The organism is Pseudomonas sp. MYb13 (genome assembly GCF_002980075.1).
GTDB lineage: Bacteria > Pseudomonadota > Gammaproteobacteria > Pseudomonadales > Pseudomonadaceae > Aquipseudomonas > Aquipseudomonas lurida.
In genome coordinates this window covers 642,790-665,995 of the sequence record NZ_PCQI01000002.1, presented here as the reverse complement: position 1 = coordinate 665,995, position 23,206 = coordinate 642,790, and the positions used below count along the sequence as shown (strand labels likewise).

Annotated in this window: 26 protein-coding genes and 1 tRNA gene; 6 read left to right on the top strand and 21 right to left on the bottom strand. The window is 60.0% G+C overall.

Annotated elements, in window-relative coordinates; all coding sequences use genetic code 11:
* Positions 1–43: 43 nt before the first annotated feature.
* The 12 genes from sctJ to CQ002_RS06580 form a co-directional block, all read right to left on the bottom strand.
* Positions 44–841 (bottom strand): type III secretion system inner membrane ring lipoprotein SctJ, encoded by a 798-nt coding sequence (sctJ, locus tag CQ002_RS06635; RefSeq protein WP_034102484.1) that lies wholly within the window; start codon positions 839–841, stop codon positions 44–46.
* 6 nt (positions 842–847) lie between these two features.
* A complete protein-coding gene (locus CQ002_RS28445; RefSeq protein WP_234010384.1) occupies positions 848–1,216 on the bottom strand; it encodes a hypothetical protein in 369 nt (122 codons plus the stop codon).
* Positions 1,217–1,317: 101 nt separating this feature from the next.
* Positions 1,318–1,557 carry a hypothetical protein gene (locus CQ002_RS06625; protein WP_146117456.1) on the bottom strand — a complete coding sequence of 80 codons (240 nt, stop codon included), beginning with the start codon at positions 1,555–1,557 and terminating at the stop codon, positions 1,318–1,320.
* 105 nt (positions 1,558–1,662) lie between these two features.
* Positions 1,663–2,586 (bottom strand): sigma 54-interacting transcriptional regulator, encoded by a 924-nt coding sequence (locus tag CQ002_RS06620; RefSeq protein ID WP_105161620.1) that lies wholly within the window; start codon positions 2,584–2,586, stop codon positions 1,663–1,665.
* A gap of 316 nt (positions 2,587–2,902) precedes the next feature.
* Positions 2,903–4,003, bottom strand: coding sequence for a redox-regulated ATPase YchF (gene ychF, locus CQ002_RS06615; protein WP_105161621.1), 1,101 nt, complete (start codon positions 4,001–4,003; stop codon positions 2,903–2,905).
* Between the two features lie 21 nt (positions 4,004–4,024).
* The gene (gene pth, locus CQ002_RS06610) at positions 4,025–4,609 is read right to left on the bottom strand and encodes an aminoacyl-tRNA hydrolase (protein WP_010213318.1); all 585 of its coding nucleotides are present in this window, start codon (positions 4,607–4,609) and stop codon (positions 4,025–4,027) included.
* 167 nt (positions 4,610–4,776) lie between these two features.
* A complete protein-coding gene (locus tag CQ002_RS06605) occupies positions 4,777–5,376 on the bottom strand; it encodes a 50S ribosomal protein L25/general stress protein Ctc (RefSeq protein WP_034102008.1) in 600 nt (199 codons plus the stop codon).
* Between the two features lie 137 nt (positions 5,377–5,513).
* Positions 5,514–6,455, bottom strand: a complete 942-nt coding sequence (locus CQ002_RS06600) for a ribose-phosphate pyrophosphokinase (RefSeq protein ID WP_003208392.1) — start codon at positions 6,453–6,455, stop codon at positions 5,514–5,516.
* A gap of 46 nt (positions 6,456–6,501) precedes the next feature.
* A tRNA-Gln gene (locus CQ002_RS06595) sits at positions 6,502–6,576 on the bottom strand.
* Between the two features lie 36 nt (positions 6,577–6,612).
* Positions 6,613–7,416: a 4-(cytidine 5'-diphospho)-2-C-methyl-D-erythritol kinase gene (ispE, locus tag CQ002_RS06590; protein ID WP_234010466.1), complete on the bottom strand. Its 804-nt coding sequence runs from the start codon at positions 7,414–7,416 to the stop codon at positions 6,613–6,615.
* A 49-nt stretch (positions 7,417–7,465) separates the two neighbouring features.
* Complete coding sequence (lolB, locus tag CQ002_RS06585) at positions 7,466–8,083, bottom strand: lipoprotein insertase outer membrane protein LolB (RefSeq protein ID WP_034102010.1); 618 nt, start codon at positions 8,081–8,083, stop codon at positions 7,466–7,468.
* 4 nt (positions 8,084–8,087) lie between these two features.
* Positions 8,088–9,812, bottom strand: a complete 1,725-nt coding sequence (locus tag CQ002_RS06580; protein WP_098465748.1) for a tetratricopeptide repeat protein — start codon at positions 9,810–9,812, stop codon at positions 8,088–8,090.
* A 182-nt stretch (positions 9,813–9,994) separates the two neighbouring features.
* Between CQ002_RS06580 and hemA the strand changes: the two genes are divergently transcribed.
* The 6 genes from hemA (at position 9,995) to CQ002_RS06550 (ending at position 15,361) form a co-directional block, all read left to right on the top strand.
* Entirely contained in the window at positions 9,995–11,284 is a 1,290-nt protein-coding gene (hemA, locus tag CQ002_RS06575) for a glutamyl-tRNA reductase (RefSeq protein ID WP_025856551.1), read from the top strand.
* Positions 11,281–12,363, top strand: a complete 1,083-nt coding sequence (gene prfA, locus CQ002_RS06570; RefSeq protein WP_034102013.1) for a peptide chain release factor 1 — start codon at positions 11,281–11,283, stop codon at positions 12,361–12,363. Before hemA ends, prfA begins: the two co-directional genes overlap by 4 nt.
* Positions 12,364–13,194: a peptide chain release factor N(5)-glutamine methyltransferase gene (prmC, locus tag CQ002_RS06565; RefSeq protein ID WP_034102014.1), complete on the top strand. Its 831-nt coding sequence runs from the start codon at positions 12,364–12,366 to the stop codon at positions 13,192–13,194.
* A complete protein-coding gene (locus tag CQ002_RS06560) occupies positions 13,188–13,943 on the top strand; it encodes a molybdopterin-synthase adenylyltransferase MoeB (RefSeq protein ID WP_034102015.1) in 756 nt (251 codons plus the stop codon). Before prmC ends, CQ002_RS06560 begins: the two co-directional genes overlap by 7 nt.
* Entirely contained in the window at positions 13,936–14,730 is a 795-nt protein-coding gene (gene murI / locus CQ002_RS06555) for a glutamate racemase (RefSeq protein WP_034102016.1), read from the top strand. Before CQ002_RS06560 ends, murI begins: the two co-directional genes overlap by 8 nt.
* A 112-nt stretch (positions 14,731–14,842) precedes the next feature.
* Positions 14,843–15,361: an acyloxyacyl hydrolase gene (locus CQ002_RS06550; RefSeq protein WP_034102018.1), complete on the top strand. Its 519-nt coding sequence runs from the start codon at positions 14,843–14,845 to the stop codon at positions 15,359–15,361.
* Positions 15,362–15,494: 133 nt separating this feature from the next.
* Here CQ002_RS06550 and CQ002_RS06540 read toward each other — a convergent pair whose 3' ends face one another.
* Genes CQ002_RS06540 through CQ002_RS06500 form a run of 9 tightly spaced genes read right to left on the bottom strand, consistent with a single transcriptional unit; the run spans position 15,495 to position 23,204 of the window.
* Entirely contained in the window at positions 15,495–15,800 is a 306-nt protein-coding gene (locus tag CQ002_RS06540; protein ID WP_034102020.1) for a YkgJ family cysteine cluster protein, read from the bottom strand.
* Between the two features lie 54 nt (positions 15,801–15,854).
* Positions 15,855–16,334, bottom strand: a complete 480-nt coding sequence (locus CQ002_RS06535) for a DUF2878 domain-containing protein (protein WP_034102022.1) — start codon at positions 16,332–16,334, stop codon at positions 15,855–15,857.
* Positions 16,327–17,598 carry a cyclopropane-fatty-acyl-phospholipid synthase family protein gene (locus CQ002_RS06530; protein ID WP_034102024.1) on the bottom strand — a complete coding sequence of 424 codons (1,272 nt, stop codon included), beginning with the start codon at positions 17,596–17,598 and terminating at the stop codon, positions 16,327–16,329. Before CQ002_RS06530 ends, CQ002_RS06535 begins: the two co-directional genes overlap by 8 nt.
* A complete protein-coding gene (locus CQ002_RS06525) occupies positions 17,585–18,394 on the bottom strand; it encodes a DUF1365 domain-containing protein (RefSeq protein WP_034102026.1) in 810 nt (269 codons plus the stop codon). Before CQ002_RS06525 ends, CQ002_RS06530 begins: the two co-directional genes overlap by 14 nt.
* Positions 18,391–19,638, bottom strand: a complete 1,248-nt coding sequence (locus tag CQ002_RS06520; protein ID WP_105161622.1) for an NAD(P)/FAD-dependent oxidoreductase — start codon at positions 19,636–19,638, stop codon at positions 18,391–18,393. Before CQ002_RS06520 ends, CQ002_RS06525 begins: the two co-directional genes overlap by 4 nt.
* Positions 19,635–20,417: an SDR family oxidoreductase gene (locus tag CQ002_RS06515; RefSeq protein ID WP_069021594.1), complete on the bottom strand. Its 783-nt coding sequence runs from the start codon at positions 20,415–20,417 to the stop codon at positions 19,635–19,637. The genes CQ002_RS06520 and CQ002_RS06515 overlap by 4 nt, the downstream gene beginning before the upstream one ends.
* Entirely contained in the window at positions 20,414–20,836 is a 423-nt protein-coding gene (locus CQ002_RS06510) for a nuclear transport factor 2 family protein (protein ID WP_034102032.1), read from the bottom strand. Before CQ002_RS06510 ends, CQ002_RS06515 begins: the two co-directional genes overlap by 4 nt.
* Entirely contained in the window at positions 20,829–22,274 is a 1,446-nt protein-coding gene (gene phrB, locus CQ002_RS06505) for a deoxyribodipyrimidine photo-lyase (RefSeq protein WP_069021591.1), read from the bottom strand. Before phrB ends, CQ002_RS06510 begins: the two co-directional genes overlap by 8 nt.
* Positions 22,275–23,204 carry a MerR family transcriptional regulator gene (locus tag CQ002_RS06500; RefSeq protein WP_034102035.1) on the bottom strand — a complete coding sequence of 310 codons (930 nt, stop codon included), beginning with the start codon at positions 23,202–23,204 and terminating at the stop codon, positions 22,275–22,277.
* Positions 23,205–23,206: the final 2 nt, after the last annotated feature.

The following is a 23,206-nucleotide window of genomic DNA, read 5'->3' as shown; positions in this document are numbered from 1 at the left end:
CTCCAGGGACGCGCCCACCATTGCGCCCAGCCCAGGTGTTCACTCACGGGTTGGTCGCTTGCGAATTATCGGAGTAGCCGGCTGCCGCTTGGATTGCCCGCTGTCGCCGGTTGCGCAGGAAGAGTAGCGCGGCCGTCGCCATCACGATGGCAACCAACGTAAGGGTCATGCTGGCGCGCCAAAAGCCGAGGTCATCTGCGGGTATCAAGAACGGCCCGAAATACGCCAGCTGCCGTTGCTCTTGATAGGCGATTGAAGGCACAAAGACCACCGTGAGCTTTTGCGGGTTATCCACCGCCGTGGACATTCCCGGAATGCTGCTGGCAACCATCCGGCGAACCCGCGAACGGATATTATCGGGGTCTAGTCGCGGATCATGCTTGATGAACACGGAAGCAGAGGCCGGTTGCACCGGTTCTCCCGGCGCGATGCGCTCTGGAAGCACTACATGCACCCGTGCGACGATGACACCGTCAATGTTCGACAAGGTCGCCTCAAGTTCCTGGGACAGGGCATAGATGTACCGAGCCCGCTCCTCCAGTGGCGTTGAAATGACGCCGTCCTTGCGAAACGTATCGCCCAATGTGGTACGTGCGACCTTGGGGAGTCCGACCGCCTCCAACGTACGCACCGCACGACCGATGTCGACGGCATTGACGACCACGACAACACCGTCTTTAGCAGGCACTTTTTGTGCGCGGATATGCTTGTCAGCCAATTCGGCAATGACCTCGTTGGCTTCTTGTTCGGATAATTGGCGGTGGAGTTCGACGCGCTCACTGCAACCGTTCAACAATAAGGCGAGCAATAAAAGCAGCAGGGCGGGGAAAAAGGACTTCATACCCATCTACTGCAAGTTGCTGATTTTATCGAGGCCTTGGGCGGTTTTCCCGACACCCTTCACCAGGATGTGAGTCAGCAGCAAGGTATTGGAAAGGTGGCTGGGGTAGTCCCGCATCGCACGCTCGTTATTTTTTTTACTGAGGGCGCGCAAACTTTTGCTCATGCGTTCTGTTGATTGGGCGAGCGCGTCTGACGCGTCTGCCAGCAGGCTGGTCCTTTCAGCCCGATGCGTGGTGGCTGTCAGGGCGGTTGGCTGTCCCAGGGCTGAGTTGAAGAGATGGATATCGGCAGACGGTGTGGGTGAATATTCAACTGATCTGTTTGCGCTGCCAGTGTCGTCATGCTCTGCGGAAAAAACGGTTTTGATTTGCATGCCAGACCTTTTGCATCAAGGGCTCAGGAGGGCGACGCTGGGTAAGCGTCGCCGGTGTAGAAGACTCCCCCGACTGATTGCCTCGGGGAAGCTGGCCGTTCTTAACGGTAGGTGTCAGCAACACTCTTCAGGCCGGTTTGCCACCTGGCTTCTCGACCCAACTCTGCGATCTTTTTGTTGTCTTCTTTAGACATTTCGGTGGTCTCTTCCAAACTCGGTGCGCCAGAGCTATAACTATTGTTTACCGGATAAGGGTTATAGCCGGTGTTGGAGGGTATCGTCATTGGGTGTTCTCCAGGGATGCCTGCAATAAAGATAGTGGGTTTGCCAGTTTGATTCATAATGTTTGAATCGCTGCTGGCACTAACTATGTGGCTGTTGGTGCGGATGGCGTTCCTGAAGTTTTCCCTGCAAATGTTTCTAATTATTATGTGATTGCCTGGGGTCTAATCCAGCGAAATGTGAAGTTGTTTCATCCGGTAGTAAAGCGTGCGTTTGGCCACGCCTAACTCTACTGCGACACTGTCCACATTGTGTTCGTGCCGCTGCAGAGACTCTTCAATCAGCGACTTTTCAATCTGTTGAAGGCGGCCCTTGAGGCCTATCTCGGCCCCTTCATCCGGCATCGCCGGCCCGCACAGCGGTGGCAGTCCGAGCACGCAGCGCTTGGCGGCCGAACGCAATTCACGCACGTTACCCAGCCAGGAATAGCCAAGCAGCTGCAGCAGCAATGTGCAGGGCGGTGACGGTGATGGGCGTTTGAATCGGTCGGCCTCCTGCCTGAGCATGCTCAAGAATAAAGGGATAATGCGTTCACGGCGCTCACGCAGGGGCGCGAGCTGGATGGTGACCACATTCAGGCGGAAATAAAGGTCGCGCCTGAACGTTCCTCGCTCGACCATTTTGTGCAGCAGCTGCTGGGCAGACGCTATAACGCGCATATCTACCGGGATGAAGCGGGTCGAGCCTAGGCGCTCAACGCCACGGGCCTCCAGCACCCGCAGTAGCTTGGCCTGGAGCGAGAGCGGCAAGCTGTCGATTTCATCCAGGTACAAGGTGCCCAGGTGCGCGGCTTCGATGAAGCCTGCCCGTGATTGCACGGCGCCGGTGTACGCGCCGCTGTTGACTCCAAACAGTTGACTCTCCGCCAGGGTCTCCGGAATGGCTGCGCAATTGACCGCGACCAGGTTGCCCCGTCGTCCTGATAGCCGATGAATGCGTTGTGCCAAGGTATCTTTGCCGGTGCCGGTTTCTCCCAGCAACAGGATGTCAACGTTGAGGGGGGCAGTGCTGCTCAAGACATGTTCAATGTCAGCGTCTTCAATGAGTGAGGTGCTTGTTTCGTTTTCCATGTGGTCAAGCGCCGACATCGGATGATTACTCCATACTCGCTCTTGCTTCACTGTCGAAAAGACAACGTGCAGGTTCTGCACAATAGAGCGAATTTTATAACAGTTATCACTGGTTCTTAGTGTGATTAGTTGCCGAAGTCATGTGGGATAAGTTTGATAGTTTTTTGGCGCTGATTGTATTAAGTAAAGCGGTGCAGAGGAGAGTAGGCAGAGTCTGAAAATATTGGATATTTAGACTGATAGGGTTTGTCAGAGTATTCACAAAACCATCGCCCACAAAAAAGCCGATGCAGTGCATCGGCTTTTTATATTCGGCGTAAACCGCGGGTGGCGATTACACGTTGAAACGGAAGTGCATCACATCGCCATCTTTCACGATGTATTCCTTGCCTTCCAGGCGCCATTTGCCCGCGTCCTTGGCACCGGCTTCGCCCTTGTACTGGATGAAGTCGTTGTAGGCGATCACCTCGGCGCGGATAAAGCCTTTTTCGAAGTCAGTGTGGATCACACCGGCGGCCTGTGGTGCGGTTGCACCGACCTTGACGGTCCAGGCGCGGACTTCCTCAACACCGGCGGTGAAGTAGGTCTGCAGGTTGAGCATCTCGTAGCCGGCGCGGATCACGCGGTTCAGGCCAGGTTCTGTCAGGCCGAGGGCCTCGAGGAACATGTCCTTTTCTTCGCCGTCATCGAGCTCGGCAATTTCCGCTTCGATCTTGTTGCACACCGGAACAACCATGGCGCCTTCTTCGTCAGCGATGGCCTTGACCACGTCCAGCAGCGGGTTGTTCTCGAAACCGTCTTCAGCGACGTTGGCGATGTACATCACAGGCTTGGTGGTCAGCAGGTGGAAGCCTTTGATCACGGCCTTCTCGTCAGCGCCCATGTTCTTCATCAGGCTGCGTGCAGGCTTGCCTTCGGTGAAGTGAGCGATCAGTTGCTCCAGCAGGCCCTTCTGGACCACGGCGTCCTTGTCACCGCCCTTGGCGTTACGTGCGACTTTCTGCAGTTGCTTCTCGCAGCTGTCGAGGTCGGCGAAGATCAGTTCCAGGTCGATGATCTCGATGTCACGCTTAGGGTCGACGCTGTTGGAGACATGGATCACGTTCTCGTCTTCAAAGCAGCGGACCACGTGGGCGATGGCATCGGTCTCGCGGATGTTGGCCAGGAACTTATTGCCCAGGCCTTCACCTTTCGACGCGCCGGCTACCAGGCCTGCGATGTCGACGAATTCCATGGTGGTCGGCAGGATGCGCTTGGGGTTGACGATGGCCGCCAGGGCCTCCAGGCGCGGGTCGGGCATAGGCACGATGCCGCTGTTGGGCTCGATGGTGCAGAAGGGAAAGTTCTCCGCTGCAATACCGGACTTGGTCAGGGCGTTGAACAGGGTGGATTTGCCGACGTTGGGCAGGCCGACGATGCCGCAATTGAATCCCATGGTGTTTCCCCTCGGTAAGAGTCAGGCCTTCTGGCTGTGCAGGTTTTTCATCGCGCGGTTCCATTCACCGGCGAAGATATCCGGCAGCACGCCGAGGGCAAAGTCGATGCTGGCATCGAGTTTTTCCTGTTCGGCGCGTGGCGCACGACCCAGGACGAAATTTGAAACCATACTGGCAACGCCTGGGTGGCCAATGCCGAGCCGCAGGCGGTAGAAATTATTCTGATTACCCAACTGCGCGATGATGTCGCGCAGGCCGTTGTGCCCGCCATGCCCGCCGCCCAGCTTGAGTTTGGCAACACCGGGTGGCAGATCCAGTTCGTCATGGGCCACCAGGATTTCCTCGGGTTTGATCCGGAAGAAGCCCGCAAGCGCCGCGACAGCCTGGCCGCTGCGGTTCATGTAGGTGGTGGGAATCAGCAGACGAACATCCTGACCCTGGTGCGAGAAGCGTCCGGTCAGGCCAAAATATTTGCGATCGGCCACCAGGTTCACACCTTGGGCGTGGGCGATGCGCTCAACAAAAAGGGCCCCCGCGTTATGCCGGGTCTGTTCGTATTCGGCGCCTGGATTTCCCAGGCCAACGATCAGTTTAATGGCAGTCACGACAGGGGCCCTTCCTTTGGAGTTGTGGATAACATCGCCAGACCTGAGTGCGGCGAAAGTGGACAACACTACATCATTTACTCAAGAGTAAACGTCGCGTTATCGCCCGCTTTCTCGCTACGTTTCGGTCCGCGATGTTTCCTCAAGCTCCGGCAATACAGAGTGAATTACTCTGCAGCGCCTTCTTCTTCAGCTTCTGGAGCAACGCGTGGAGCGTGAACGTTGGCAACAGCTTTGTCATCACCGTGAGCCAGTGCGACAAATTCAACGCCTTTAGGGGCTTTGAGGTCGGACAGGTGAACGATCGCGCCGATTTCCAGAGCCGACAGGTCGACTTCGATGAACTCAGGCAGGTCTTTTGGCAGGCAGGTCACTTCGATTTCGTTCAGGACGTGCGAGATCTCGCCGCCTTTCTTGACCGGAGCTTCTTCACCAACAAAGTGCACAGGCACGATAGCGGTCAGTTTCTGGCCAGCTACAACGCGAACGAAGTCGGCGTGCATGATGAACTGCTTGGAAGGGTGACGCTGCATCGCTTTAACGATGACGTTCTGCTTGGCACCGTCGACGTTCAGCTCGATAACGTGGCTGTAGGCAGCTTCGTTTTCGAACAGCTTGGCGATTTCCTTGGCCAGGATGGTCACGGATTCAGCAGGCTTGTTACCACCGTATACAACGGCTGGGATGTTGGCGGCGTGACGCAGGCGGCGGCTCGCACCTTTCCCCAGGTCAGTACGCGCTTGGGCGTTCAGAGTAAAGTCGTTCATGTTGTATCTCCAAAATAGCCATCATCGAGCGGCGTTTGCGACCAGCGCCAGACTCGACATGGGCAAAAAAGCCCCGCCCCAACAGAATGTCGGGGCGGGGCGCTTTTCGTCAGTGGGATGGACCGAAGGTTTGACCCTTAACGGAACATCGCGCTGATCGATTCTTCATTGCTGATACGGCGAACCGCCTCGGCAACAACCGGTGCGATATCCAGTTGACGGATACGCGAACAGGCTTGAGCAGCAGCGGACAACGGGATGGTGTTGGTCACCACCAGTTCGTCCAGCATGGAATTCTCGATGTTCTCGATCGCTCGGCCAGACAGCACAGGGTGTGTGCAGTAGGCGAAGACTTTAGCGGCACCGTGCTCTTTCAAGGCTTTCGCCGCATGGCACAGGGTGCCGGCGGTGTCGACCATGTCATCAACCAGAATACAGGTACGCCCTTCGACATCACCGATGATATGCATCACTTCAGAGTGATTGGCTTTCTCGCGGCGTTTGTCGATGATCCCGAGGTCCACGCCCAGGGATTTGGCAACAGCCCGTGCACGCACGACGCCGCCAATGTCCGGGGACACGATCATCAGGTTTTCAAAGCGCTGGTCTTCGATGTCATCCACCAGTACAGGGGAGCCGTAGATGTTATCTACTGGAATATCGAAGAACCCCTGGATTTGGTCAGCGTGCAGGTCAACCGTGAGAACACGATCGATACCTACCACGGTCAGCATGTCAGCAACGACTTTCGCGCTGATAGCCACACGTGCAGAACGCGGACGGCGATCCTGACGGGCATAACCAAAGTAAGGGATTACAGCTGTGATTCGAGTCGCTGAGGAGCGGCGGAAGGCATCAGCCATCACGACGAGTTCCATCAGGTTATCGTTGGTCGGAGCGCAAGTCGGCTGAATAATGAAGACGTCTTTACCGCGGACGTTTTCATTGATCTCGGCTGTAATTTCGCCGTCGGAGAACTTACCGACAGAGATGTCACCGAGAGGGATATGCAGCTGACGTACGACACGTCGAGCCAGATCGGGGTTAGCGTTCCCCGTAAAGACCATCATCTTGGACACGCGCAGTACCTAGAGGCTGAGGGTAACCTGGATGAGTATAGGAAAATGGCAGGGGCGGCTGGATTCGAACCAACGCATGGCAGGATCAAAACCTGCTGCCTTACCGCTTGGCGACGCCCCTGTATCTGTTGCAACGAGTGCCTAACACTCGGTTCCTTTAGAGCAGACTTTGCAGCTTGCGATGCAACATCGAAACGTTGCTTCCCTTTGCTACAAACCCTGTAAGGGTCTCTGTAAGAAGGGCCGAGACTTTATCAGCTTCAGCTTTGCTTGGGAAGCCCCCAAACACACAACTTCCAGTTCCGGTTAATTTTGCTTCGGTAAATTTACCTAACAAATTCAAAGCGTTACGTACCTCTGGATAACGCCTTGCTACAACCGGTAAGCAGTCATTTCGACTGTTTCCCTTGGGAACGGGGCGCACTTTAATGGGAGGAGAGTTACGTGTCAACAGTGGATCTGAAAAAATTTCTGCTGTACTTACAGATACTTGCGGAACAAGCACGACATACCACGGCTCTTCGGGGTATTCCGGGGTGAGTTTTTCGCCCACGCCCTCGGCGAAAGCCGCGTGCCCACGCACGAAAACCGGCACGTCCGCACCCAACGTCAGGCCCAGCGCAGCCAGGCGGTCGTGGTCCCAGCCCAGTTGCCACAAGTGATTCAGGCCCAGCAAAGTCGTGGCGGCATTCGAGCTGCCGCCACCGATACCGCCGCCCATGGGCAGGATTTTATCGATCCAGATATCGATGCCGAGCGAGCAACCGGCGTGCTCCTGCAGTTTTCTCGCCGCCTTCACGATCAGGTTACTGTCGTGAGGGACGCCGTCGAATTCGGTATGCAGCTTGATCACGCCATCGTCGCGCACGGCGAAGGTCAGTTCATCGCCGTAGTCGAGAAATTGAAACAGCGTCTGCAACTCGTGATAGCCGTCTTCACGACGCCCCAGAATGTGCAGCATCAGATTGAGTTTGGCTGGGGAGGGCAGGGTCAATGTTTGTGTGGACACGTTATTGCCCCAGCTTGCGCGGTTGCCAGTCCTTGATCACCAGCGTGACGTCCAGGTCGGGGCCATGCAGCTTGATGCGTTCCGGCAGCCAGTAACCGCTTTGTTCCACATAGCTCAAATACTCAACCTGCCAGCCATCCTGCTCCAGGGTGGCCAGGCGGCTATCGCCGTTCAGGCCCAGGCGGCTCTTGCTGTCAGGCGCGGGCAGGCCGCGCACCCACCAGACCAGATGGGACACCGGCAGTTTCCAGCCAATCTGCTCTTCCAGCAGGGCCTCTGGCGAGGTCGCTTCATAGCGGCCCTGGTTGGCCACTTCAAGGCTCACTTGCCCCGGGCGACCGGTCAGGCGGGCTGCGCCACGGCCCAGTGGGCCAGACAGGCGAATATCGTAGTAGTCCTGGCGTTGCAGCCAGAACAAGGTGCCGCTACCCGAGTCTTTCGGTGCGCGAACACCGACTTTGCCTTCGATCTGCCAGCCGTCGATGCTGCTGAGCTGATCCTTGTGTTGCTTCCATTGGGCCGGGTTGCCCTGGCCTTCAACGGATTCGCGGCTGCCTATGCCCGCGCAACCGGCGAGCAGGGCGATGAAACTGAAAACAACAATGTGGCGCAAGAACATAAGCTTAAAGGGTCTCGGAGCCGGTCAGGCGTTTGATGGTGCCGCGCAAAATGGGGCTTTCGGGTTGTTCCTTGAGGAATTTTTCCCAGATCTGACGTGCTTCGCGCTGCTTGCCATTGGCCCACAGCACTTCGCCCAGGTGGGCGGCGACTTCCTGGTCGGGGAAGCGCTCCAGTGCCTGTCGCAGCAAGCGTTCAGCCTCGTCCAGGTTGCCCAGGCGATAATTCACCCAGCCCAGGCTGTCGAGGACGGCCGGGTCTTCCGGATTGAGCTTGTGGGCTTGCTCGATCAGCACCTTGGCTTCGTCGTAGCGCGTCGTGCGGTCGGACAAGGTGTAACCCAGGGCGTTAAGGGCCATGGCGTTGTCAGGGTCGCGCTTGATGATCAAGCGCAGGTCTTTTTCCATCTGCGCCAGGTCATTGCGTTTTTCCGCCTGCATGGCGCGGGTATACAGCAGGTTCAAATCGTCGGGGAATTGCAGCAGGGCCTGTTGCAGCAGTTTCCAGGCTCGCTCGCCCTGATTGTTGGCCGACAAGGTCTCGGCCTGGATCAGGTACAGCTGAATCGCATAGTCTGGTTCGGCATCCCGCGCAGCGGCCAGGCGTTTTTCCGCCTCGTCGGTACGGCCGTTGCTCATCAGGATATCGGCCTGGCGCAACTGGGCCGGCAGGTAGTCATTGCCGGGGCCCACCTGTGCGTATTCGAGCAGGGCAGCTTGCGGGTCGTTGCGTTCTTCGGCGATGCGACCGAGGTTCAGGTGTGCCGAGTCCACATGGCTTTCACGCTGGATCAGCTCTTCGAGATACCCCTTGGCCTCGTCCCAGGCCTTGGCTTCCAGGCACACCAGCGCCAGGGAGTAGCGCAGCTCGTCGTCGTCCGGGTATTGCTGCACCAGGTTGGCGAACTGCACCTTGGCGTCTTCCATGCGGTCCTGTTCGACCAGCATGCGTGCGTAGGTCAGGCGCAGGCGCTTGTCATCCGGGTACTTCTTGATGCTTTTTTCCAGCAGAGGAATGGCTTCCTTGCCGCGATTGAGGTTCTGCAGCAGGCGTGCGCGCAGCAGGATCGGGGCGATTTCGCCTTCTTCCGGCGGGTTCTGCTCCAGCAGCTTCAGCGCCGCGTCGGCTTCGTCGTCCTGTTGCAGCAACAATGCCTTGCCGAAAATCAGCTGACTGTTCTTCGGGTGCTTTTGCAGCAGGCGGTCGAAACTGTTCATCAGCCCATTGCGGGTGTCCTGGTCGGTGTCGGCAGCCGACAGTGCGAGGAAGTCGAAGTGGGTATCGCCCTTGCCCTGCAGGACTTTCTCCATATAGACCATGGAGTCGTCATAGCGCCCGGCCCGTGCCAGTTGAATGGCCGCCGCCCGTTGTGCTTCCAGATCGTCCGGGGCGTTTTTTGCCCAGATCAGCGATGTGTCCAGCGCAGCCTGGTCAGCGCCCAGGTACTCGGCGATGCGAAAGGCTCGCTCGGAAATCCCTGGATCCTGGGTGTTGATCGCCTGGGTCACGTAGTTATCCAGCGCAATATCGAAACGATTGCGTTGGCCGGCCAGCTCTGCGGTCAGCAGGCTGTACACCGTTTCTTCCGTGAACGAGGAATAAACCTTGGGCTTTTCAGGGGCTGGGGTGCTGTCTTCCACCGGCGGGGTACCGTCCGGCGACACGGGTGCCATGGCCTGGCAGCCGCTGAGGAAGACTAAAGCAAGGAGCAACGCGGAAGATCTATTCATATAGGAAGAGGACGACTAACCTGCGGTCGGATCATCATGACACAAGCCTTCGGCCAAACATAACCGAGTCTCAATGGGTGCCTTTATAGACACAAGGCATTAGGACAATAGACGACGGTGGTTGTTCTGAATCTTTCGAAGTAGGACAATTGTCGGCTTCCCGACATCATCAGCGATATTGAATGGCCTTCCTCGCACTCGGTATTAACCACAAGACTGCCTCCGTAGACGTGCGCGAGCGCGTGGCGTTTACGCCAGAGCAGTTGGTTGAGGCCCTGCAGCAGCTCTGCCGGCTTACCGACAGTCGCGAAGCTGCGATCCTTTCGACCTGCAATCGCAGCGAGCTTTATATAGAGCAGGAACATCTTTCGGCGGATGTCGTGCTGCGCTGGCTGGCCGATTACCACCATTTGAACCTCGACGACCTGCGCGCGAGCGCTTATGTGCACGAAGAGGATGCGGCAGTTCGTCACATGATGCGCGTGGCGGCGGGCCTCGATTCGCTGGTGTTGGGCGAACCGCAGATCCTCGGCCAGATGAAGTCCGCCTACGCCGTGGCGCGTGAGGCCGGCACCGTCGGTCCGCTGCTGGGTCGCCTGTTCCAGGCCACGTTCAATTCCGCCAAGCAGGTCCGCACCGACACCGCCATCGGCGAAAACCCGGTGTCCGTGGCGTTTGCCGCGGTCAGCCTGGCCAAACAGATTTTCAGTGACTTGCAACGCAGCCAGGCCTTGCTGATCGGCGCAGGCGAGACCATCACCCTGGTCGCCCGCCACCTGCATGACCTGGGCGTCAAGCGCATCGTGGTGGCCAACCGTACCCTAGAGCGCGCCAGCATCCTCGCCGAGCAGTTCGGCGCGCATGCCGTGCTGCTGGCGGATATCCCCGCCGAACTGGTGCGCAGCGATATCGTCATCAGCTCCACCGCCAGCCAGTTGCCGATCCTGGGCAAGGGCGCGGTCGAGAGCGCATTGAAACTGCGCAAGCACAAACCCATCTTTATGGTGGACATCGCCGTTCCCCGGGATATCGAGCCCGAAGTCGGCGAGTTGGACGACGTTTACCTCTATAGCGTCGACGATCTGCACGAAGTGGTGGCCGAGAACCTCAAAAGCCGCCAGGGCGCTGCCCAGGCCGCCGAGGAAATGGTCAGCACCGGCGCCGAAGATTTCATGGTGCGCCTGCGTGAGTTGGCGGCGGTGGACGTGCTCAAGGCGTATCGTCAGCAAGGCGAGCGCCTGCGCGACGAGGAGCTGATCAAGGCCCAGCGCTTGCTGGCCAACGGCAGCAGCGCCGAAGAAGTGCTGATGCAACTGGCCCGTGGCCTCACCAACAAACTGCTCCACGCACCCAGCGTACAATTGAAAAAGCTTACCGCCGAAGGCCGCCTTGATGCGCTGGCCATGGCCCAGGAACTCTTTGCCCTCGGTGAGGGCGCGTCAGATAGCTCTTCGGATAAAAAACCGCAATGAAAGCTTCACTGCTCAATAAACTGGACGTGCTCCAGGACCGTTTCGAAGAACTGACCGCCTTGCTCGGCGATGGCGAGGTCATCTCCGATCAGGCCAAATTCCGTGCCTATTCCAAGGAATACGCCGAAGTTGAGCCGATTGTGGCCACCTACAAAAACCTGACCAAGGTGCAGGCCGACCTTGAAGGCGCCCAGGCGCTGCTCAAGGACAGCGACCCGGACATGCGCGAAATGGCCGTGGAAGAGGTCCGCGAGGCCAAGGAAAAACTGGCCGAACTGGAGGGCGACCTGCAGCGCATGTTGCTGCCCAAGGACCCCAATGACGGTCGCAATGTGTTCCTCGAAATCCGTGCGGGCACTGGCGGTGACGAGGCGGCGATCTTCTCCGGCGACCTGTTCCGCATGTATTCGCGCTATGCCGAACGTCGCGGCTGGCGTGTCGAGATCTTGTCCGAGAACGAAGGCGAGCACGGCGGCTATAAAGAAGTCATCGCGCGGGTTGAAGGCGACAACGTCTATGGCAAGCTCAAGTTCGAGTCCGGCGCACACCGCGTACAGCGCGTGCCCGCAACCGAATCCCAGGGCCGTATCCACACCTCGGCGTGTACGGTCGCGGTGTTGCCGGAGCCGGATGAACAGGAAGCCATCGAGATAAACCCGGCCGACTTGCGCGTCGACACCTACCGCTCGTCGGGCGCTGGTGGTCAACACGTCAACAAGACCGACTCGGCGATCCGTATCACCCACTTGCCCTCGGGCATTGTGGTGGAGTGCCAGGAAGAGCGTTCCCAGCACAAGAACCGTGCGCGGGCCATGTCCTGGCTGTCGGCCAAGCTCAATGACCAGCAGACCAGCGCCGCCGCCAATGCGATTGCCAGCGAGCGCAAGTTGCTGGTGGGTTCGGGCGACCGTTCCGAGCGCATCCGTACCTATAATTTTGCCCAGGGCCGGGTCACCGACCATCGGGTGAACCTCACGCTTTACTCGCTGGACGAAATTCTCGCCGGCGGTGTTGACGCGGTGATCGAACCGTTGCTCGCCGAGTACCAGGCCGATCAACTGGCGGCGATAGGGGAATAAATGACCATCATCGCCAGCCTGCTGCGCGCCGCCGACCTTCCCGACTCGCCCACCGCACGCCTGGATGCCGAGTTGTTGCTGGCCGCTGCCCTGGGTAAATCCCGCAGCTACCTGCACACCTGGCCGGAAAAAATCGTCAGCAGCGAAGACGCGCTGACCTTTGCCGGCTACCTGCAGCGCCGTCGCGGCGGTGAGCCGGTGGCCTATATCCTCGGTCAGCAAGGTTTCTGGAAGCTGGACCTGGAGGTTGCGCCCCATACCTTGATCCCGCGTCCGGACACTGAATTGCTGGTAGAAGCCGCCCTGCAATTGTTGCCTGCCACGCCGGCCAAGGTCCTCGACCTGGGCACCGGCAGTGGCGCCATTGCCTTGGCCCTGGCCAGCGAGCGCCCGGCCTGGCAGGTGACTGCAGTCGACCGTGTGCTCGAAGCCGTGGCCCTGGCCGAACGCAATCGCCAGCGCCTGCACCTCAATAACGCCACGGTGCTGAACAGCCACTGGTTCAGCGCGCTGCAAGGGCATCGCTATGACCTGATCATCAGCAACCCGCCGTATATCGCCGATAACGATCCGCACCTGGTGGCGGGTGACGTGCGCTTTGAGCCTGCCAGCGCCCTGGTGTCCGGGCATGATGGGTTGGACGACTTGCGCCTGATCATCAAAGCAGCCCCCGCTCACCTCAATGCGGGTGGGCGACTGCTGCTGGAGCATGGTTACGACCAGGCCCCGGCCGTGCGCGACCTGCTGCTGAGTGAGGGTTTTGACGAGGTTCACAGCCGTATCGACCTCGGCGGTCACGAGCGCATTACCCTGGGGCGTCGGCCGTGCTGACCGATCAGGAGCTGTTGCGCTATAGCCGACAGATTCTGTTGCAGCATGTCGACATCGAAGGCCAATTGCGCCTGAAAAACAGCCGTGCGTTGATCGTCGGTCTTGGCGGCCTGGGCGCGCCCGTCGCGATGTACCTGGCGGCTGCCGGTGTGGGTGCGTTGCATCTGGCGGACTTCGACACGGTCGACCTGACCAACCTGCAGCGCCAGATCATCCACGACACGGACAGTGTCGGGCAGACCAAGGTCGACTCGGCCCAGCGCCGGCTGACCGCCATCAACCCCGAAATCACACTGGTTGCCCACCGTAACGCGCTGGACGCCGACTCCCTGGCCGCCGCGGTTGCAGCGGTGGACGTGGTACTCGATTGCAGCGACAACTTCTCCACCCGTGAAGCGGTGAATGCCGCCTGCGTCGCCGCCGGCAAGCCATTGATCAGCGGTGCGGCGATCCGCCTGGAAGGGCAATTGTCGGTCTTCGACCCGCGGCGTACCGACAGCCCGTGCTACCACTGTTTATACGGGCACGGCAGCGACACCGAACTCACCTGCAGCGAAGCCGGCGTGATCGGTCCGCTGGTGGGGCTGGTCGGCAGCCTGCAAGCCCTGGAAGCCCTGAAACTGCTGGCGGGTTTTGGTGAGCCCCTGGTGGGTCGCCTGTTGCTCATTGATGCCTTGACCACGCGTTTTCGCGAACTGCGTGTCAAGCGAGACCCCGGTTGCAGCGTGTGCGGGACACAACATGGTTAAGAGTGCGCCGATCGGTGTATTCGATTCCGGAATCGGCGGGTTGACCGTGCTGGATGAAATCCAACAGCTGTTGCCCCACGAATCGCTGCTGTACGTGGCCGATTGCGGGCACATCCCCTACGGCGAGAAAAGCCCGGCGTTTATCCTTGAGCGTTCGCGGCGAGTCGCGGCGTTTTTCCGGGAGCAGGGCGCCAAGGCCTTCGTGATTGCCTGTAACACGGCCACCGTCGCCGCAGTCGCCGACCTGCGCCAGGATTTTCCCGATTGGCCCCTGGTGGGCATGGAGCCCGCCGTCAAACCTGCCGCTGCGGCCACTCGCAGTGGGGTCGTGGGGGTGCTTGCCACCACCGGTACGCTGCAAAGCGCCAAGTTCGCCGCCTTGCTCGACCGTTTCGCCACCGATGTGCGAGTGATCACCCAACCCTGCCCAGGCCTGGTGGAGCTGATTGAAAGCGGTGACCTGAGCAGTCCAGCCCTGCGTCAGTTGCTACAGGGGTACATCGAACCGCTGCTCAGCGCGGGTTGCGACACCATCATCCTGGGCTGTACCCACTATCCCTTCCTCAAGCCGCTTCTGGCGCAGATGCTTCCTTCGAGCATCGTGCTCATCGACACCGGCGCCGCCGTGGCCCGCCAGCTCAAGCGTTTGCTGGGTGAGCGTGACCTGCTGGCCGTGGGTAATCCCGAGCCTGCACAGTTCTGGACCAGCGGCGATGTGTATCACCTAAGAAATATCCTACCAACACTATGGAAATATTCCGGCGTTGTGCGAAGCTTCGGTGCGTGAAAATTTCGTGAAAATCCGGGGTTATTGACTGGAACTTCTGACTACACGCCAGCTTCTATAGCGAGATAGCCTGTTTACAACCCTATAACTTCGTTTGGAAAGGATGTTTCTTATGAAGCGCTTGTTCTGTTTGGCTGCGATTGCGGCCGCTGTAGTGGGGCACTCTGTTTCGGCACAGGCCGCGGGCCTGGAATTGGGTGTCGGGGGCACGAGCGATTCGACCATGACCTATCGGCTGGGGCTGACATCGGACTGGGATAAAAGCTGGCTGCAAAGCAATACCGGTCGACTGACCGGTTACTGGAGCGGTGCCTATACCTATTGGGACGGTGATAAGCGCGCCAGCGCCAGCAGCCTGTCGTTCTCGCCGGTATTTGTGTATGAATTCGCCGGGGAATCGGTGAAGCCTTACATCGAAGCCGGGATCGGGGTAGCGGTGTTCTCCCGCACCAAACTGGAAGACAACAACATCGGCCAGGCTTTCCAGTTCGAAGACCGCCTGGGCTTCGGCCTGCGCTTCGCCGGCGGGCATGAAGTGGGTATTCGTGCCACGCATTACTCCAATGCGGGCATCAGCAGCAACAACGATGGGGTAGAGAGCTACTCGTTGCACTACACCTTGCCGCTGTAACGCTCAAGAACACTGCAAAACACTGTGGGAGCTGGCTTGCCTGCGATAGCATCACCTCGGTGTGACTGACACACCCAGGCGCCTGCATCGCAGGCAAGCCAACGCCCACATTTGATTTTCGCCGTATTTACGATCAGCGATACGCTGTGGCAATGCCTTCGCGCTCGGTCAAGCACTCCGGCGCTCCCATCTCGAATTCCCGACAGATCAGCGGCCGTCGCTCGTAGATCGTGCACATCATCGTGTCCCGATCCAGCGCCGCGCACCAGCCATCGTCCAGGCGCAGCATGACTTCGCCGCCCCAGTCATCGGTGTCGATATAACGCTCCGGCACGCCCGTGTCGGTGATCAGCATGACTTCCAGCTGGCAGCAGCAGGCCGCGCACGTCGAGCAGGTGACGGTGGGTTCGGCGATTTGGGTGTGGGGGATGTTTGTCATAGGCACGCAGTGTAAGGCAAGCGAAGGACGCCCGTGTAAAACGACTGACAGGCGTCAGCGTGCAAGGCGGTGCAATCCCACGAACACCACGGCCCACAGCAGCGCCAACGCGATCATTGTGGGGGCGAAGCCGAAACCAAACTGCACCCCCGCCAATTGGCTGCCGGCATAGTAGGAAAGCGGGCCGCCCAGGGCGCCCAGCACAGCTGCACGCCACCATGGGCGGGCGCTCCAGGCCAGGCAATGGCGCAATGTGGTCGCCAGCAATGCCCATAGCAGGATCAACCAGAAAGGAATCAACGGGCCTGGTTCAGCGAACTCGAATACTCCCAGCGCGCGCAACACGGTATCCAACAGCGTGCCCACGACGGTCACGCTGAGGATGAGCTTCCCGTCTTCGGCCCACGAACTTATCCACAGCAGGTGAATGGCAAGCACCGCCAGCCCGACCAGCAACCATAGGCTGTCACCGCCAAGCACGCAGGCAAACCAGCCGCACTGAAAGAGCGCGGCATTAGCCAGGGACTTAAGCACTGAAGCGCCCGAGCAGCGGCGGGTTGATCGCCGACGGTTTGGCCAGCAGCAGTTGCGCCGTGCCGATCGTGCGCTCCATAAACCCGCCTTCGCAGTAGCACAGGTAAAACTCCCACAGGCGCAGGAAATATTCGTCGTAGCCCAATTCTGCGAGGCGGCCGTGGGCACGGCGAAAATTCTCATGCCACAGGCGCAGGGTTCGCGCGTAGTGCAGACCGAAATCCTCCATGTGCAGCAGGTTCATATCGGTATCGCGGCTGACGATGTGCAGCATGTTCTGCACGCAGGGCAGGGCGCCGCCGGGGAAGATATAGCGCTGGATAAAATCCACGCTGCGCTTTGCCTGTTCAAAACGTTGCTCACGAATGGTGATGGCTTGCAGCAGCATCAGGCCGTCGCTCTTGAGCAAGTGCGCACATTGCTTGAAGTAGGTGGGCAGGAAGCGATGGCCCACTGCCTCGATCATCTCGATCGACACCAGCTTGTCGTACTGGCCGGTAAGGTCGCGGTAGTCTTGAAGCAACAGCGTTACCTGGTCTTGCAGCCCGAGGGCCGCGATGCGTTTCTCGGTGTAGGCGAACTGTTCCTTGGACAAGGTCGTGGTGGTGACCTTGCAACCGTAATGCTGCGCCGCATACAGCGCCATGCTGCCCCAGCCAGTGCCGATTTCCAGCAGGTGGTCGGTGGGCTTGAGGGCAAGTTTCTGGCAGATACGCTCCAGCTTGTTCAACTGTGCCTGTTCCAGAGTGTCGTCGGGGGACAGGAATTGCGCCGCCGAATACATCATGGTCGGGTCGAGGAATTCCTCGAACAGGTCATTGCCAAGGTCGTAGTGAGCGGCGATGTTCTTCTGCGAACCCTTGCGCGTGTTGCGATTGAGCCAGTGCAGGCCTTGGGTGAATGGCCGCGCCAAGCGCGCCAGGCCACCCTCCATCGCGTCGAGCACGTCCAGGTTGCTGACCATCACGCGCACGACGGCAGTCAGGTCCGGGCTGGTCCAGTAGCCGTGGATAAATGCCTCGCCGGCGCCGATGGAGCCGTTGGCCGCCACCAGGCCCCACACGGCAGAGTCGAGGATCTGGATCTCTCCGAGCAGGTGCGCTTCCCGCGCGCCGAATACTTGCCGCTCGCCCTCCTCCATCACCACCAACTGGCCATGGCGCAGCTGACTGAGTTGACGCAGTACGGCCTTGCGCAACAGCGCGGCAGTCATGCCGTTGACGTTCAGGCGGTTGCCCTTGACCGATAAGCTAGGGGATTTCATGGCGGCGATCCTTGGTATACCCGACTGCGGTGCGAGAGGCGCCTTCGGCGGCCTGGTGGGAGAAAATCGGTGTGCGTTTAAGCAAGAGGCGCATGGCCTGCCAGTAGATTGCGAGGCAGGTCTTGGCGGTCATCCACGGAAAGCGCCACAGGTAACGGTGCAGGCTGGCGCGGTTAAGCGTTTCTTTTTGCAGGCTGAGGGTCGCGTCGAAGACTTTTTGCGCGCCCTGCCAGTCAGCCATGTGCACGCCGAGCCTGGCGGCGGGCGGGCTGAAGCTCATGCGGTATTCCAGGTCGCGGGGTAGAAACGGCGACACATGGAAGGCCTTGGCCACGGCGAAGTGCTGATGCTCGTCCGTGCCCAAGGCCTGAGCCGGCAGCACATAGTGATAGCGCTCGCGCCATGGGGTGTTGGTCACTTCACACAGGATCGCAGCCAGACGTCCGTCAGACTCGAAGCAGTAGAAGAAACTCACGGGGTTAAAAGCCAGGCCCCAACTGCGGGCCTGGGTCAGTAGGCAGATAACGCCCTGGGGTGTACGCCCCAGCGCCTTGCCGACTTCCTGGCGCACGGCATCGCTCAAGCTCATGCCGGTGCGCGTCAATTCACGCAGGTAATCCTGCTGGCGAAAACCGAAGGGGGCCAGGCGGCTGCGTCCAGCCAGGGGGGACAGCCCAAGCACCTCCTGCTCTTCGCTCAGGTCCAGGTACAGCAAGCCGATGCGGTAGCGAAAGGCGTGGGCCTTGGGCGCAAACCGGCGATGCGCAATCCAGCCGCTGTACAGGGCGCTGTTCACAGGGTTTCCCCAAATGCCTGGGCCACGTGCAGGGCACTGACCACGCCGTCTTCGTGAAAGCCGTTGGCCCAGTAGGCGCCGCAATAATAAGTATTGCGCACGCCAGATATCTCGTCGCGACGGGCCTGCGCCGCTACCGCAGCCAGGCTGTACTGCGGGTGGGCATAGGTGTAGCGGGCAAGGATCTTCAGGGGGTTGATCATCTGCGTCTGGTTGAGGCTGACGCAGAACGTGGTGGCGCTGTCGATGCCTTGCAGGATGTTCATGTCATAGGTCACCGCCGCCTGCGTCTGCCGGTTGGCGGTCAGCCGGTAGTTCCAGCTGGCCCAGGCCAGTTTGCGCTCGGGTAACAGGCGAGTGTCGGTGTGCAGCACCACATCATTGTCGGCGTAGGGCAGTGCGCCCAATATTTCCTGCTCGGCCTGGCTGGGGTCGCCGAGCAATGCCAACGCCTGGTCGCTGTGGCAGGCAAACACCACTTTGTCGAAGGCTTCGGTGCCGGCGGCACTGTGGACAACCACGCCTTCTGCGTCGCGCTCGACCAGATGCACAGGGCAATCGAGGCGGATGCGTTCGCGAAAGCTGCGCGTCAGGGGTTCGATATAGCTGCTTGATCCGCCTTCGATCACACACCATTGCGGCCGGTTGTTCACCGAGAGCAACCCGTGGTTCTTGAAAAAACGCACAAAGAATTGCAGCGGAAACTTCAGCATGTCCACCAACGACATCGACCAGATCGCGGCCCCCATCGGCACGATGTAGTGCAGGATAAACCGCGGGCCATAACCACCGGCCTCAAGGTAGTCACCCAGGGTCATCTCGGCGCTGATGCGTTGCTCTTGCAGGTCCAGCGGTGCCTGGCGATTGAAGCGCAGGATGTCGCGCAACATGCCCCAGAACCCGGGCGAGAGGATGTTGCGCCGCTGGGCGAACAGGCTGTTGAGGTTGTTGCCGTTGTACTCGAACCGGGTGTTCTCGTCGCACACCGAAAAGCTCATTTCGGTGGGTTTGAACTTCACCCCTATCTGCCCCAGCAGGCGGATGAAATGCGGGTAGGTCCAGTCGTTGAACACGATAAACCCGGTGTCTACCGCGTAGCTTTTACCCTCGACCGTCACGTTGACCGTGTGGGTATGCCCGCCGATGCGGTCGCCCGCTTCGAACAGCGTGATGTCATGGCGGCGACTGAGCAGGTAAGCACTGGTCAGGCCCGCGATGCCGCTACCGATGATGGCGATCTTCACAGTTCGTCCTTCTTCGGCGGTGGGCTGCGCAGCATGCGCTTGCCGATGATCAGTTGTGCGCGGTTAGGCAGTTTCGACAGCGGCCAGAGGGTGGCGATAAACAGCGCGGGAAAGGCAATTTCCAGCGGGCGCTTTTCCAGCTTGGCGAAGATATGGCGCGCGGCTTTGTCGGCGGGCCAACTGAGTGGCATGGGGAAGTCATTGCGTTCGGTCAGCGGTGTGTCGACGAAGCCCGGGCTGATCACCGTTACGTCGATATTTTCCGGTGACAAGCCGATGCGCAGGGATTCGAACAGGTAACGCAAGCCTGCCTTGGAGGCGCCATAGGCTTCGGCGCGCGGCATGGGCAGGTAGGTCACGGCACTGGCGACGCCCACCAGGTGCGGCCTCACCCCGGCGCGCAACAGCGGCAGCGCGGCTTCGATGCAGTAACTGCTGGCGAGCAGGTTGGTGCGTACCACGTGCTCGATGATCGAGGAATCGAACTGCCGGGCGTCCACATATTCACAGGTGCCGGCATTCAGGATCACCGTGTCCAGCGAACCCCAGACCTTGGCGATATGCTCGCCGATCTCACGCACGGTCTGGCTGTTGGTCAGGTCGCCCGCCACCACTAACACCTGGCCGGGAAAACGTTGGGCGAGTGCTTCCAAAGGCCCTTGGGTGCGCGAACTCAGGGCCACCTGTGCGCCACTGTTGAGCAGCTCCAGGGCCAGTGCGGCGCCGATACCACTGCTGGCGCCAGTCAACCAATAACGGCGGGGCGGTGTCAGGCTCATCCCATTCTCCTTTTCAGCCAGCTAATGACCCTGCCCAGCACAGGCAAGTGTTCGTACAGCAGGGCGCCGGCATCGAAATAGTCGCGGTGGCGGTACACCTTGTCGCGCCACATCAAGTGCGAACAGCCTTCCACCCGGATCACCTTGCCGTTGGCCAGGCGCGGGTGGCAAAAACTCATTTTCCAGCGCAGGTAACCTTCGCCTTCGGCCACCTGATCGAACCCATGGAAGTCGAAGCGCAGCTGGCTGACGTTGCTGTACAACTCGGCGAAGTAGCGGTGCATGGCGGGCAAGCCATGGACTTCGTGCAGCGGGTCGGCGAAGGCGATGTCCTTGCTGTACAGGCTGTCGAGCAGGTGCAGGTTGTGCTTGTCCAGCGTGGCAAAGGCCTGGGCGAAGCGACGCAGGAAGTCACTCATATTCACCCCCTGCGGCCTGGCGCGAGGGCAGGCTGCGGAAAGCGGCCAAGGCCCGTTCGCGGGATTTCTTCAGGTCGACAATCGAGCGCGGGTAGTCGGCCACGCCGAACAGGCCCCCGGCGGCTTCGGGGTTGTGCACTTCCTTCTTGTTCAACGCAGCCAGTTCCGGCAGCCATTGCTTGATAAAGATGCCTTCGCTGTCGAACTTCTCCGACTGGCTCAACGGGCTGAATATCCGGAAGTACGGGGCCGAGTCGGTGCCGGTGGACGAACTCCACTGCCAGCCGCCGTTGTTGGCCGCCAGGTCGCCGTCGATCAGGTGGCGCATGAAGAAGCGCTCGCCTTCGCGCCAGTCGATCAGCAGGTTTTTGGTCAGGAACATCGCCACGACCATGCGCAGGCGGTTATGCATCCAGCCGGTTTCCAGCAGTTGGCGCATGGCGGCGTCGATAATCGGCAGGCCGGTACGCGCTTCCTGCCAGGCCGCGAGGTCCTTGGGCGCGTTGCGCCAGGCGACTGCTTCGGTCTCGGGACGGAACGCGCGATGCCGGGAGACCCGTGGGTAGCCCACCAGAATGTGCTTGTAGAACTCGCGCCACAGCAATTCGTTGATCCAGGTGATGGCGCCCATGTCGCCACTCTCAAACTCGCCGCCGTTGGTTTGCAGTGCGGCATGCAGGCATTGGCGCGGCGAAATCACACCCGCCGCGAGGTAGGCGGAGAGTTGGCTGGTGCCCGGCTTGGCGGGGAAGTCGCGCTCGTCCTTGTAATAGCTGATTTGCTGGTCGGCAAAGGCATCCAGGCGGCGGCGGGCTTCCTCCTCACCTGCCGGCCACAGGGCTCGCAGGGCGTCGGTGGGTGGTTCGAAGCCGTCGACGGTGGTGGGGATGGCGTCACTTTTCAGCGCGAGCGCGGCCTGAGCCTTGGGCGTGGCGACCAGGCGTGGCAGGGCGCTGTGCAACCGGGTGTAGCAGACCTTGCGAAACTGGCTGAACACCTGGAAATAAGTGCCGGTCTTGGTCAGTACGCTGCCGGGCTGGAAGAACAGCTGATCCAGGTAGCTGTGGAAGCTCACGCCTTGCGCCTCCAATGCCTTGGACACGGCTGCATCGCGACGGCTTTCGTGAAGACCGTATTCCTCATTGACGTGCACCGACTCCACCGACAGCTCGCGGCACAGTTGGCTCAATACGCCAGGCGCCTGGTCCCAAGTGGCGGCAGTGCGGATCAGCAGGGGAATGTTCAGCTCGCCCAGCGTTGTGCTCAGCACGTGCAAGTTGCGCAGCCAGAAATCCACTTTGCACGGGGCGTCGTCGTGTGCCAGCCACTGCTCGGGCGTGATCAGGTACACGGCCGCGATCGGGCCTCGCTGGCTCGCGGCGGCCAGGGCGGTGTTGTCGTGTAGGCGCAGGTCGGTGCGCAGCCAGATCAGATGCATTTAAACAAGTCCACGCTGGATCAGTAGCTGTTGGGCCGACAACGGCTCTTCAGCGCTGAACAATTCAGGGATTTCACGGGTTAATACGGCCAACTCGGCCTGGTGGATGCATACCGTTGGTCCGACGATCAACTTTGGGCAATGGATGCCGCTCAGAAGTTTGGCGAAGGTCGACAGGTGCAGGGCCTTGCTCGAATACAGCAGCACGGCGCGCGGTTGCAGGTGTTCCACTGCAAGGGCCAGTTCACCGGCGGGCAGTGGCCAGTCGAAGACTTCTACCGGGCAGTCGGCACTGCTGGCCAGCCAGGCGCTGAGCCATAAGTGCGGCTCCAGCGGCAGGTCGGATTGGTTCACCAGCAACAACGGCGCGCCGTGCAACTGGCGGTTGTTGTGGTAGATGCGCGCACCGAATTTGCTGCGCAGCCAGGACAGGAAAAACACCCGCTCCATCTGTGCGCCGAATTGGCCCTGCCAGCGTTGTTCCAGCTCCTGCAGCAGTGGCAGCAGCAGTTGCTCGCACAGGGTGCGCGGCGGGTACAGCGCCATGGCCTGGTTGAAGGCATCGTCGACCCGGCGCTCGTTCAATTCGCTGATGGCCTGCACCAGGTTCTGGCGCAGGATGTGCCATTCATTTTCGACGGCATCGGGAACGGACTGGGCGGAGTCGATCAGGCCTTTGACCTGGCTGACCGGTACGCCACGATTGAGCCAGGTGAGGATGGTGTGGATACGTTGGACGTGCTCGTCGCTGAACAGCCGATGGCCCTTGGGCGTGCGGTGGGGCACGATCAGGCCGTAACGCCGCTCCCAGGCGCGCAGGGTCACAGCGTTGACACCGGTCTGGCGTGCCACTTCGCGAATCGGCAACCAGCCGTCTTCGAGGGCTTGGCCGATGTCTTCGCCGGGTTCGTCTAGCAAAACAGCTGTCATGG